An 11,760-nucleotide genomic window follows, 5' to 3' on the forward strand; every position below is an offset into this window, starting at 1 on the left:
CGCAAAGCCGCTGTCGCGGCGCGAGGAGATCGTAAACACGTTCTCAGCCGACATCCAGGGCAACGGCTTTGCGCCCACAATGGCGCAGGAGAGCATCCGCCATCCGATTCAACCGGGAAAACCTGGAGTCCAAAGTCATGTCCAACGCCATTTCGCACGAAGAAACCATCGCCAAGCGCATTCTCTTCATCATGGTCAACGAACAGGGATTGCGCGCCGGCGACGGCATGAGCCCGGACAATCTCGCGCACGATCTCGCCCGCCACCAGATCACCGGCGCAGACCAGCAGCAGGCCGTGCGGTTCGCCAAGGACAGGGGCTGGCTGCGCGAGGGGCCCTATGGCGAACTGCAGTTGACGGAAACCGGCTTCGCGGTGGATTGAATCAGCGCTCTGCCGCTTCGCCCCGCGCATGCGCCAGGCAGGCGTTCAGGCGCTGGTGCTGCGCGCCGTCCCATTGCACGGGCAACTGGTTGCGCGCCTGCTCGTAGTGATGGGTGAAGACCTCCAGCCACTGCGCCAGCACCCGCGAGGCCGCATCGTCATGTGACAGCTCCAGGCACAGCGCGGCCACCTCGCTGGTGCAGAAATGGTCGCCACGGCTTGCGCGCCGCAGCCGGTACGCCGATACCTGCCCGGGATGCAGGCTGAGCACCGGAAAGCGGTCCAGATAAGGGCTCTTGCGAAACATCTTGCGCGCCTGCGACCAGGTGGCGTCCAGCAGCACGAACAGGGGCCGCCTGCCCCGCGAGGCCGGCTCGCCGTGCGCGCAACCGACGTCTTCAAGCGCATGCACCACGAGCCGCGCGCTGTCGGCATATTCCCCGGGGAACACCACATAGGGCTGCCACCGCGGGTCGTCCAGCAGCGCCAGCAGCTCCTCGCTGGCCTGCGTGCGCGACCAGCCGAACGCGAACGTATCGGGCACCACATCCGCGACCAGCCAGCCGGTGTTGCTCGGCTTGAGCGGCTCCGCGTCGTGCATCAACAGGCACACGCCCGCGCGCACCGACGCCTGCCGGACCGGCAGGCCGCACAGGCAATGCGAAGGCCGCAGCCTGCACCCCTCGCAGCGCTCGCCCTTGGGGCCGCCGCGCGCGAGGAACGGGCGCGTGCTGACCGCCAGGCGCGCGGCGCGCAAGCGCGCCACGGCGTGCGCGGGCCGGGGCGCAGCACCCGTCGCCGCCGCGTCCTCGATCAGCATGCTCCCCATCGCGCTCGCTCCATGCATCGCGTCCCGCATGCGCTCAGCCCTGGCGGCATTCGAGCTCGAACATCGGCACATCGCATCGTCCGCTCAGCCAGACACCGCCGCCCAGTTCACGCAGGCCCGCGCCTTCGAGCCCCCGGCGGTACAGCGCCGCGCGATGGCGGAACAGGCGTTGATCGGTCAGGTCCTCATCGATCACGCCGCGGTCGTAGTCCTCGCGGCTCACCGCCTCCACATACAGGCCGCCACGGCACAGTTGCCCGAGGTTCGCCAGCGCGCGCTTCAGATCGGCGGCTCCGAGGTAGGGAAGAACGCCCTGGCAGATCACCAGATCGAAGGGCTCGCCGGCGCTGTAGTCGACCACCGAGCCCTGCGTCCAGCCGAAGCGTTGGCACAGGTAGCCGCTCAGCTCCACGCCCTGGTAGCTCGCGCCGGGGAAATGCCGCGCCACCGATTCGCGCCACAGCCCGATGCCGCAGCCGATGTCCAGGACCCGCTCCACCGGCACCCGCAGATAGGAAAGATAGGAGCACACGAAGTCGCCCAGCCTGCGCGCATGCCCGACGTCCACCACGCTGGTTTTCCTGTCGTAATAAAACCGCTCGTAGTAGGCCTCGTCAAACCAATGCTCGCTTGCTGATTGCACGCACGCTCCCGATGAACTTGAAAGATGGGAAAAGAAGAAACCGTGAGGCGATGCGCGGGCATTGCGCGCCGGATGGCCACGCGCCACGACGCCATGGGCATCACGGCGGGGAAAGTATCGCCGACCTTCCCTGTCCACACCCGCACTGCGGTATTGGAAGCATGCGGGGAACACCGGCCCATGCCGCCGGGACGGGCTCCCGGCGGAGGTTCATTTCACGCGGCCGATGCCCGCATCCACGGTGCCGAACACGGTCACGCCGCCGGGATCACCTGCCTGCGAGCCCGCATCGCGGTTGGGGGTGGTCGCGGTGCAGGCAGCCAGGGCGCATGCCGCCAGCATGGCGGCGAACAGGCGGGTCTGCAGTTTCATGGGGATTCCCCGCAAATGGCAAGGAAGCCATGTTAACGAAGACATGGTGGCGGTGCGCGTGATGAATTCCCTTCTTCATGCGAGCTTCCAAATATTTCACTATACTAATTAATAAGCAGGCTAACTAAATGACAAAAAACCATACGGACACATCCCCCCAGGCAGGCCCGGGATCACGCGAAGATGCGCTGCTCAAGCTCACCCGCAGCATGGGCTTTTGCAACGCGCGCTATCCCGCCATCGCCAACAAGGCCGTGGCGCATCTGGGGCTGTCCGAAGCCACCACCTGGCCGCTGGTGGCGGTATCGCGCTACGGCGACGGACTGCGCCAGGGGGTGATCGCGGACATTCTCGGCATCAAGGCGCCGTCGCTCACGCGGCCGCTGGACCACCTCGAGCGCCAGGGCCTGATCGAGCGCCGCGACGACCCGGTCGATGGCCGCGCCAAGACGCTGCACCTGACCGACAAGGGCCGCGCGCTCACGCACCGCATCGAAGCCGCGCTCAAGACGCTGCGCCACAGGCTCTTCGAGGGCGCCGACGACGCCGATGTGGCCGCCTGCCTGCGCGTTTTCGCCGTCCTCGAGGATCGCCTGGGGCGCGTCACGCCGGACGTCGCTCCGCTGAATCCGCCGTCGAATCCTCCGCAATGAAGCTGCCTTCGCTACCCCGCTTCACCATGGCGGAGATGCTCTTCTCGGTGAAATGTTTTCTCGCCGCGGTGCTGTCGCTGTATGTGGCAAGCCGCGTCGGCCTGAGCCGCCCGTTCTGGGCGATGATGACGTCCTACGTGGTGGCAAGCCCGTTGGCCGGCACCGTGCGTTCGAAGGCGGTGTACCGGGTGCTGGGCACGCTTTTGGGGAGCACGGCCACGCTGCTGATCGTGCCCGCGCTCGCCAACGCGCCCGAGCTGCTGACGCTCGCGCTGGCGCTGTGGGTGGGCGCCTGCCTCTACCTCTCGCTGCTGGACCGCTCTCCCGGCTCGTATGTGTTCATGCTGGCGGGCTACACCGCCGCGCTGATCGGCTTTCCGAACGTGCAGACGCCGCAGACCGTGTTCGACAACACCACGCTGCGCGTGGAGGAGATCTGCATCGGCATTCTCTGCGCCACCGTCGTGCACAGCGTGATCTTTCCCAAGGGTCTCGCACCGGCCGTTCTCGGCCTGCTGGACGGTGCGATGAAGCACACCAGGCACTGGATCCAGGAACTGCTCAGCACGGGCGCGCACAACGCCGGCGCTTCCGCTGCGCATGAGACGCCGAAGCCGGGAGGGCTGAGCGCCGACAGAAGCCTGGTCGCCGGCGACATCACCCAACTGCGCCTGCTGTCCACGCACATTCCTTTCGATACCACCAATCTGCGCTGGACGGCGGGCGCCGTCGGCACCATGCAGGACCGCATCGCCTCGTTGATGCCCACGGTTTCCGCCGTGGAAGACCGGCTGCTGGCGCTGGAACAGGCCGAGGGCGGGCTCGCGCCCGACGTGGTGGAGATGCTCGGGCGCGTCGCCGCATGGCAGAGCCAGCTGGACATCCACGCCCCCCATGCCGAACGCGCCCGCATGCATGCGCAGTTGCGTGAGGAAATCCAGCAGTTCGCCACGCGGGAATGGAGCCTGCACGGCGACTGGCCGCGCCTGCTGCGCGTGGCGCTGGCCACGCGGCTGGCCGAGCTGGTCGATGCCTGGGACGCCTGCATGCGGCTGCGGCGCGACATCGACGCGGGCATCCGGGGCGAGCGCCAGCAGTCGCACAGGCTGGCCAGCCTGAGCCACCGGGCGCTGCACCTGGACCACGGCATGGCGTTCCTCTCCGCCTTCGCGGCGGTGCTGGCGATCTGCCTGTGCGGCGCGTTCTGGATACTCACCGGCTGGCCGGTCGGCTCGGCGGCCACGATGATGGCCGCGATCTTCTGCTGCTTCTTCGCCACGATGGACAACCCGGTTCCCGCGATCCGCAGCTTCCTGAAGTACCTGCTGTGGTCGCTCCCGCTGTCGATCTTCTACGTGCTCGTGATGCTGCCCAACGTGCAGGACTTCGGCATGCTGGTGGCGGTCTGCGCGCCGGTGTTCCTGCTGCTGGGCTGCTACATGGCCCGGCCCAGGAACATGATGGCGGCGATGGGCATCCTGATGGGCGGCTTCTTCGGCACGCTGGCGCTGTATGACACCGGCACGGTGGACATGATCACGTTCGTGAACTCGATCGTCGGCCAGATCGCCGGCATCGTCGCCGCCGCAGTCGTGACCGCGCTGGTACGCACCGTGGGCGTGGACTGGGCCGCACGGCGCATCCAGCGCGCCAACTGGAAGGAACTGTCCGAGCTGGCGCAGCCGACAGCCAGCGCGCGCCAGCTCGACGCCTATGCGGTGCGCATGCTCGACCGCATCGGCCTGCTCGCGCCGCGCATCGCGCAGGCGGGCGGCAAGATCGACGGCGTGGCCAAGGATATGGCGCTGCGCGATCTGCGCGTGGGCGCCGACCTCGTTTCGCTGCAACGCCAGAACATTCCCATGGAGTCTGCGCGCATCGCGGGCGTGCTGCGCGAGATCGGCCGCTACTTCGCGCTGCGGGGCAGCGACAGCGCCGGCGCGCGCCTGACGCCCGGGCTGCTCGCGCACATCGACGAAGTGCTGGGCTACGCAGCCGCGCGCCCGGACTCGACGCCCCAATGGCGCGGCGCGGTCACGGCGCTGGTGGGCCTGCGCCGCAATCTTTTTCCAGCCGCGCCCGCGGCATTGACGAGCGCGGCCTCCCCCGAGGCTGCCATGACGACATCATGATTGGTGAAGCTTCCTTCTACGGGCTGTATCTGCCCTGGCTGCTGCCGCTGGCGCTGCTCGCGCTGCTGGTGCTGATGGGCGTGCAGCGCATGCTCGCCGCGATGGGCCTGTACCGGCGCATCTGGCATCCGGCCCTCTTCGATATTGCGCTCTACGTGGTGGTGCTGTGGTGCCTCACGCGCCTGAGCGCGCTTTTGCAATGACGAGAACAAGAACATGAACGACAAGTCCAAACCCCAGGAATCCTCCAGCACGCCCGCAGCCGCCGCCACGGCGCCCGCGCTCCCCTCATGGATCAAGCGGCAGCTCCTGCGCGCAGCGCCCGTGGGAATCACGCTCGCCGTGACGGCAGCGGCCATCGGCGCGGCGTTGCAGTTGTGGGATCACTACGAGCTCGCGCCGTGGACGCGCGACGGCCGCGTGCGTGCCAACGTCGTGCAGATCGCGCCCGATGTATCCGGCCTGGTGACGGCGGTCCCCGTGCATGACAACCAGCGCGTGCGGGCCGGCCAGTTGCTGTTCGAGGTCGATCAGGCGCGCTTCGAACTTGCGCTGCGCCAGGCCGAGGCATCGCTCGCCTCGCAGAAGACCGCGCTGGCGCAGGCCAGGCGCGAGGATGCGCGCAATGCCGGGCTCGGCAACCTGATCTCGCAGGAAGCACGCGAGCAGACGCGCACCAAGGTCGAGCAGGCGCGGGCCGCGCAGGCGCAGGCCCAGGTGTCGCTCGACACCGCCAGGCTGAATCTGCAGCGCGCCAAGGTCCTCGCGCCATCCGATGCGATCGTCACCAATCTCGATCTGCGCAAGGGCAGCTACGCCAGCGCGGGCCATCCGGCCATGGCCCTGGTCGATGCCGACTCGTTCTACGTGGAGGGCTATTTCGAGGAAACCAAGCTCGCGCGCATCCACATCGGCGACCCGGTGAAGGTCACGCCCATGGGCGCGGCCAGCGCCCTCACGGGGACGGTGGAGAGCGTGGTCGCGGGCATCGCCGACCGCGACCGGGTGACGAGCGCCAACCTGCTGCCCACGGTGAATCCCACGTTCAACTGGGTGCGCCTGGCGCAGCGCGTGCCGGTACGCGTGAAGCTCGACCCCACGCCCGCCGGCGTGACGCTCGTCGCCGGGCAGACCGTGACCGTGGAAATCGTCGAGGACGCCAGCCGCCGCAAGGCCGGCGCGCAAGCCGCCGCGCAGGACGCCTCCGCCGATCGGCAGCGCAAGGGATGATCGCCATGCCGGACAGGACATTCCACTCACGGCGCTGGCTCGGCGCATCGCTCGCCTTGATGGCGCTCGCCGCGCTGACCGCCTGCGGCACCCAGCCGGTGGGCCCCGACTATGCGGTGCCGCAGGACGCCGTCGCCCGCCGCATCCAGCCCGCCCAGCCCTTCGCTGGAACCAGCGACGCCACGCTCGCCGCCAGCCAGGACAAGCTGGTCAGCGGAGCCGAACTGCCGGACCACTGGTGGCGGCTGTTCCAGGACGACGAGCTGAACGCGCTGATCGAGAAATCGCTCGCGCACAACACCGACCTGCGCCAGGCGCTGGCCAACCTGGAGCATGTCCAGGCAATGGAGCAGGAAGCCGCCGGCGCCAGCCGCCCCAGCCTGAGCGTGGGCGCGAGCCCCGGCTATGGGCATGCGTCCGGCCTCTCGCTGCTCTCGCCCGGATACGTTCCGGCGAATGCCTTCAACTACTCGGCGAACGCGGGCATCTCCTACCAGATCGATCTGTTCGGCCAGATCCACCGCGCCATCGAGGCCGCGCGCGCGGGCACGGACGCGGCGCAGGCCGCCGTCGATCTCACGCGCGTGAACGTCGCCGCCGGAACCGCGCGCGCCTATGCCGCCGCCTGCACGGCGGGCCTGCGGCTGGATGTGATGCGGCATTCGATATCGCTGCAGATACAGTCTGCGGAGATTTCCGAGCGCCTGCACGAAGCGGGCAAGGTCGGCTCGATCGACGCACAGCGCGCCCGCGCCCAGGTCGAGCAGCTGAAGGCCGAACTGCCGCCGCTGCAGGCGGCGCGGCAGAACGCGCTGTTCCAACTGGCCACGCTGACCGGCGAGCAGCCGCAGAATTTCCCGCCGTCCGTGCGGCAATGCCACAGCGCGCCGCTGGTGGCTGGCGCGATCCCGGTCGGCGACGGCCAGTCGCTGCTCAGCCGCAGGCCCGACATCCGGCAGGCCGAGCGCCAGCTCGCGCAGGCCACGGCGCGGATCGGCGTGGCCACGGCGGACCTGTACCCGAAGATCTCGCTGGGCCTGTCGGCCGCCTCGGCGGGGCACATGAGCGGGATCGGGCGCGGCGACACCTTCAGCTGGAGCCTCGGTCCGCTGATCTCGTGGAGCATTCCCGTCAACGGCGTGGCGCACGCGCGCATCGCGCAGGCCGAAGCCAGCGCCAGGGGCGCGCTCGCCAGGTTCGACGGCACGGTGCTCAATGCGCTGCGCGAAACCGAAACCGCGCTCAACAACTATGCGCGCGAACTCGACCGCAACGCCCGCCTGCAGGCCGCGCGCGATGCCAGCGCGAAGGTGGCGCAGGAAACCCGCCGCCTCTATGTGAACGGCAAGACAGGCTATCTGGACACACTGGACGCCGAACGCGTTCTGGCAAGCGCCGACGCGGCGCTCGCCGCCTCGCAGGCCGGCATCGTCGACGACCAGCTGGCGTTGTTCCTCGCGCTCGGCGGCGGCTGGGGATCGGACGACGTCGGGCGCTGAATCGCGCAGCCGCCCCGTCATGTGAGTCTTTGCAAGAAAACCTCGGACATTTCCGAAGCCTGCCCGTGCATTGACTCCCATCACACCAGGGTGCCGACCGCCTCCGTAGAGTGCGTCCACACATGACGCACCCACGGAAGACATCTTGACCGGAAAAACACCGCCCGCCGCAACCGGGCCTGACGCACAGACCGTTGGCGAATCCACGATGCCGGCCGGCGCTCCCGCGCTTGCCGGGCTAGAATGACATGGCGTTCACACCGGCCGACTTCGGGTACGTTCTCTCGGTCTGCGCCCTCATCCTGATGATGCCCGGGCCGACCAACACGCTGCTTTTCTCCTCCAGCCTCGCGCGGGGCTTCGGGCGCGCGCTTCCGCTGGTCGCCGCCGAACTGAGCGCCTACCTGCTGGCCATCAGCTGCTGGGGGTTCCTGCTGCTCAAGCTCATGCAGATGCGGCCCTGGATCGCCATGCTGCTCAAGACCCTCGCGGCCCTGTACATCGCATGGCTGTCATGGAAGATCTGGCGCTTCGATCACCGCTTCGAGAACACCGCGCCCATTACGGCCCGGCATGTATTCATCGCCACGCTGCTCAATCCCAAGGCGTTCCTGTTCGCATCGTTCGTCATCCCCGGCGCGGCATTCGGCCGATGGGAGATCTACTTGCCGGCCATGGCCACGTTCATGGCGGCGCTCGTACCGGTGTCGGTCTGCTGGTGCGCGCTGGGGCACCTCGCCCGGGACGGGAGCCGGCGGGCTCCGTGGCTCTCCGCCGGCATGCTGCTGCGCGGGGCCGCGCTGTGCCTGTGCTTTTTCTCTGTCTCGATCCTGTATTCCGCCTACGTGGCTTCCTGAACCGTTCGCGCCGCAAGCCGGAGACCGCGCGGGCGGCCCCCGGAGATTATGGATTCCTCCGGCTGCTTTCAGGACTTTCAGGACGGCTGCCGCGCGCCGTTCGCGTCGTGCGCGTACTTGCCGCCCAGCCAGGCGAGAAACTCCTTGACCTTTTCGCGCTCCGCTTCAGGCAGCGCAAGCAACTCGCTCCTGGCCGCCGATGCCGGGATCAGCCCGAGCCCGTTGGCCACGAACATCCAGTTGATGATGTGGAAGATGCCTCTTCTGCCATGGGCGATGTAGCCGTCCAGGTCCATCATGCGCGGCGCCCGCAGCTGTATGCATTCCTTGAACGCCCGGTAGTTCCCGGGCAGCGGCGTGGCGGCCACATCCTGCCAGAACTGCGTATCCCGGCGCGGGCAGTCGTAGTGCATGCGCAGGAAATCCTGGATCTCCAGCCATGAGCGCAGATTGGACTCATTGAACTCCCGGATCGTGTTGTCGGAGACGACGCCCCGGCTGGTCACCACCACGCGCACGAAATTGCCCACGGTCTCGATCATCTGGCCTATGGACGTCGCCTCCAGCGGCTCCACGAAGCCGGAAGCCAGCCCGACGCACATCATGTTGCCAACCCAGATTTGCTCATAGCAGCCCGGCTCGAAGCGGATCACGCGCTGCGGCTCGATGTCGTAGCCCAGATGGCTCTGCACTTCCCTGACGGCATCCTCGTCCGAAATATGCTTGCTGCTGTAGACGTATCCCGCGCCCACGCGGTCCGTCAGCGGAATCTGCCACATCCAGCCGGCGGACATCGCGATCGCGCGGCTGACCAGATAGGGATTGGGCAGCGGATGGGGCATGTAGAACGGGACCGCGCGATCGAGCAGCAGATACTTGCTGAACGAGCGCCACTGGCTGGGCACGGCCTTGCCGATGATGGTGCGCGCAAGGCCGGTGGCGTCCACGACGAAGTCCAGGGAGATCCGCTCTCCTTCCTCGGTCACCAGCGCGGTGACGTGCCCCTTGTCGTCGGTCTGCACCTCCGTCACGATGGCGTCCTGGTGCACGATGCCGCGGCTCAATGCCGTTTTCTTCAGGTACTTCGCGATTTTGTAGCTGTCGAAATGGTAGGAGTTGATCACGTCGGCGCGTTTTTGCTCCAATGCCAGCCGAGCCTCTTCCTGGCTCGCATTATTCTTTATCAAATCAATACCGCGAAGATAATCCGGCAATGGTAAATTATTGTGGATCATTGCCGCAAACAGCGGATAACTACCGTCTTTCTCCCATTGCGACGCAGCTCCATTCGCAGCCGCGAATGGATGGAAATACCGGTCGTCCTTTTCACCGGTGCGCCAGCCTTCGTAGGAAAATCCCCATTTGTAGGTGGCATTGGTCTCGCGCATGAACTCGGCGCAATCGATATCCAGCGAATCCAGCGCGCCCTGCAGGTTCAGCAGTCCGCCCTCTCCCACGCCGACGATGCCGATCGAGGAGGACTCGATCACGCGCACCTCCACCTTGGGGCTGAATATCTTGCGCATGGCAAGCGCCATGAACCAGCCTGCCGTACCGCCGCCCAGAACCACGACACGTTCGATATTTCTGAAATTAATCACATCAACTCCAATCCATTTTTCGAAGTCAAAAAAATTGACTTTACAGCAGGCACTGAAGTTCATGTATTGATTAATCAATCAGATTAATCTCCTTTCATATTCAGAACAATCGGAAATTCACCTTTATCGCAATCGATCACGAATGCGGTCATTTTCAGCATGAATCAATGAAAAAGGCCGCAGCCCCTCACGTTTCGTGAAACGGCTGCGGCCTCCTGGCTGGCCGGGAGCGTTCTGCGCGGTCAGCTCACGTGCTTGCCCACGATGCCCGCGATCTCGAACATGGTGACCTTGTCCTTGCCGAATACCGGGCGGAGCTTGGCATCAGCGATGATCGAGCGCTTGTCCGCCGGATCCTGGAGATTGTGGGCCTTGATGTAGTCCCAGATCTTCTTGACCACCTCGGGGCGCGACACCGTGGCGTCGCCGATCACCGCGGCAAGCTCGGCGCTGGGCTTGAGCGTGCCGGCGGCGGGCGCTTTCCTGGCCGTGGTCTTCTTTGCTGCGGGCGCTTTCTTGGCGGCGGCCGTGGTCTTCCTAGCTGCCGGGGTCTTGGCGGCGGCGGATGCGGTCTTGCGCGGCGGGAATTTCGAATCGCGTTTCTCGAACTCGAAATTCACCTTGCCCTGCTCGCCGTCCCAGACCAGGAAGGCCTTGAACGCGCGGCGCGTGCGCATGCTCACGAACTTGTCGAGCAGGTCGGTCTTGCCCGTGGCGAGCAGCTTGTGCATCTGCGCGCGCTCGACCGGCTGCTGCAGGATGATCTTGCCGCTCTTGAACTTGCAGCTGGGCGCCGGCTGCTGCAATGTGGGAACCGCCTTGCTGCACACGTAGTTGGCGCCGTGCTCATAGACCGGCGAGCCGCAGACGGGACAGTTGCCCAGGCTTTCCTGGCCCGAGAAATCCACCAGTTCGCCGGATTCCTCATCGGCCTTGTCGTCGCCGAAATCGAACTCGAGCTTGAAGTTGTCGTTCTCCTCGTCGCGCACGATCGCGACCTCGGCCGTGAACGGCCAGCCCGCCTTGGAGCGAAAGCCCTCCAGCGGGCCGATGCGGCGGTCGCGCAGCAGCGCCTCCGCCTCCGCCGTCTCGAACGTGCGGCCCGCGGGCGACTTGGTGAACGAGAAGCCGCAGCCGCTGCCGTCGCCGCCCGGGCCCGTGCAGGCAAAGCGGCGGTAGTTTTCCCTCACCACGCCGCCGCAGTTGGGACATGGCGTGGCCAGCGTGGCGTAGTCGCCCGGGATGGTGTCGCGGTCGTATTCCTTGGCTTTCTTGACGAGTTTTTCCGTCATGGCCTGGATCTGCTGCATGAAGGCTTCGCGCGAGAGCTGGCCCTTTTCCATCTGCGAGAGCTTGTACTCCCACTCGCCGGTCAGGTCGGCTCGCGAGAGCTCTTCCACGCCCAGGCCGCGCAGCAGCGTCATGAGCTGGAACGCCTTGGCCGTCGGAATCAGCTCGCGCCCCTCGCGCAACATGTATTTCTCGGTGATCAGCCCTTCGATGATCGCCGCGCGCGTGGCTGGCGTGCCCAGGCCTTTTTCCTGCATGGCTTCGCGCAGCT

At 66.6% G+C, this 11,760-nt stretch carries 12 protein-coding genes; 7 read left to right on the forward strand and 5 right to left on the reverse strand.

Features of this window, described 5'->3' with window-relative positions:
• Positions 1-137 precede the first annotated feature (137 nt).
• Complete coding sequence (locus ABWP92_RS13740) at positions 138-383, forward strand: hypothetical protein (protein WP_353235956.1); 246 nt, start codon at positions 138-140, stop codon at positions 381-383.
• Between the two features lies 1 nt (position 384).
• On the opposite strand, the gene ABWP92_RS13745 is transcribed toward ABWP92_RS13740, so the two are convergent.
• The 3 genes from ABWP92_RS13745 to ABWP92_RS13755 form a co-directional block, all read right to left on the reverse strand.
• Entirely contained in the window at positions 385-1,212 is an 828-nt protein-coding gene (locus ABWP92_RS13745; protein WP_353235957.1) for a tRNA-uridine aminocarboxypropyltransferase, read from the reverse strand.
• A 34-nt stretch (positions 1,213-1,246) separates the two neighbouring features.
• Positions 1,247-1,855 carry a methyltransferase gene (locus ABWP92_RS13750; RefSeq protein ID WP_353235958.1) on the reverse strand — a complete coding sequence of 203 codons (609 nt, stop codon included), beginning with the start codon at positions 1,853-1,855 and terminating at the stop codon, positions 1,247-1,249.
• A 210-nt stretch (positions 1,856-2,065) separates the two neighbouring features.
• Complete coding sequence (locus tag ABWP92_RS13755; protein WP_353235959.1) at positions 2,066-2,227, reverse strand: hypothetical protein; 162 nt, start codon at positions 2,225-2,227, stop codon at positions 2,066-2,068.
• 128 nt (positions 2,228-2,355) lie between these two features.
• On the opposite strand from ABWP92_RS13755, the gene ABWP92_RS13760 reads away from it, so the two are divergent.
• The 6 genes from ABWP92_RS13760 (at position 2,356) to ABWP92_RS13785 (ending at position 8,598) form a co-directional block, all read left to right on the forward strand.
• On the forward strand, positions 2,356-2,880 hold the full coding sequence (locus tag ABWP92_RS13760) for a MarR family winged helix-turn-helix transcriptional regulator (protein ID WP_353235960.1): 525 nt from the start codon (positions 2,356-2,358) through the stop codon (positions 2,878-2,880).
• Positions 2,877-5,012: an FUSC family protein gene (locus ABWP92_RS13765; protein ID WP_353235961.1), complete on the forward strand. Its 2,136-nt coding sequence runs from the start codon at positions 2,877-2,879 to the stop codon at positions 5,010-5,012. The genes ABWP92_RS13760 and ABWP92_RS13765 overlap by 4 nt, the downstream gene beginning before the upstream one ends.
• Complete coding sequence (locus ABWP92_RS13770; protein ID WP_353235962.1) at positions 5,009-5,215, forward strand: DUF1656 domain-containing protein; 207 nt, start codon at positions 5,009-5,011, stop codon at positions 5,213-5,215. The genes ABWP92_RS13765 and ABWP92_RS13770 overlap by 4 nt, the downstream gene beginning before the upstream one ends.
• 13 nt (positions 5,216-5,228) lie before the next feature.
• Positions 5,229-6,242 (forward strand): efflux RND transporter periplasmic adaptor subunit, encoded by a 1,014-nt coding sequence (locus ABWP92_RS13775; protein WP_353235963.1) that lies wholly within the window; start codon positions 5,229-5,231, stop codon positions 6,240-6,242.
• A 59-nt stretch (positions 6,243-6,301) separates the two neighbouring features.
• Entirely contained in the window at positions 6,302-7,741 is a 1,440-nt protein-coding gene (locus ABWP92_RS13780) for an efflux transporter outer membrane subunit (RefSeq protein ID WP_353235967.1), read from the forward strand.
• A gap of 248 nt (positions 7,742-7,989) precedes the next feature.
• Positions 7,990-8,598 (forward strand): LysE family translocator, encoded by a 609-nt coding sequence (locus ABWP92_RS13785; RefSeq protein ID WP_353235964.1) that lies wholly within the window; start codon positions 7,990-7,992, stop codon positions 8,596-8,598.
• A 77-nt stretch (positions 8,599-8,675) separates the two neighbouring features.
• Here ABWP92_RS13785 and ABWP92_RS13790 read toward each other — a convergent pair whose 3' ends face one another.
• Entirely contained in the window at positions 8,676-10,199 is a 1,524-nt protein-coding gene (locus ABWP92_RS13790; RefSeq protein WP_353235965.1) for a tryptophan halogenase family protein, read from the reverse strand.
• Between the two features lie 242 nt (positions 10,200-10,441).
• A partial coding sequence (locus ABWP92_RS13795; protein ID WP_353235966.1) for a topoisomerase C-terminal repeat-containing protein occupies positions 10,442-11,760 on the reverse strand: 1,319 nt, incomplete at its 5' end.

It is taken from the genome of Diaphorobacter ruginosibacter (assembly GCF_040396215.1).
GTDB lineage: Bacteria > Pseudomonadota > Gammaproteobacteria > Burkholderiales > Burkholderiaceae_C > Diaphorobacter_A > Diaphorobacter_A ruginosibacter_A.

Bases quoted from the DNA above. Each gene is read 5' to 3' on its own strand.
- ABWP92_RS13740 (WP_353235956.1), top strand. From the start codon at position 138: ATGTCCAACGCCATTTCGCACGAAGAAACCATCGCCAAGCGCATTCTC.
- ABWP92_RS13745 (WP_353235957.1), bottom strand. From the start codon at position 1,212: ATGGGGAGCATGCTGATCGAGGACGCGGCGGCGACGGGTGCTGCGCCC.
- ABWP92_RS13755 (WP_353235959.1), bottom strand. From the start codon at position 2,227: ATGAAACTGCAGACCCGCCTGTTCGCCGCCATGCTGGCGGCATGCGCC.
- ABWP92_RS13760 (WP_353235960.1), top strand. From the start codon at position 2,356: ATGACAAAAAACCATACGGACACATCCCCCCAGGCAGGCCCGGGATCA.
- ABWP92_RS13765 (WP_353235961.1), top strand. From the start codon at position 2,877: ATGAAGCTGCCTTCGCTACCCCGCTTCACCATGGCGGAGATGCTCTTC.
- ABWP92_RS13770 (WP_353235962.1), top strand. From the start codon at position 5,009: ATGATTGGTGAAGCTTCCTTCTACGGGCTGTATCTGCCCTGGCTGCTG.
- ABWP92_RS13775 (WP_353235963.1), top strand. From the start codon at position 5,229: ATGAACGACAAGTCCAAACCCCAGGAATCCTCCAGCACGCCCGCAGCC.
- ABWP92_RS13780 (WP_353235967.1), top strand. From the start codon at position 6,302: ATGGCGCTCGCCGCGCTGACCGCCTGCGGCACCCAGCCGGTGGGCCCC.
- ABWP92_RS13785 (WP_353235964.1), top strand. From the start codon at position 7,990: ATGGCGTTCACACCGGCCGACTTCGGGTACGTTCTCTCGGTCTGCGCC.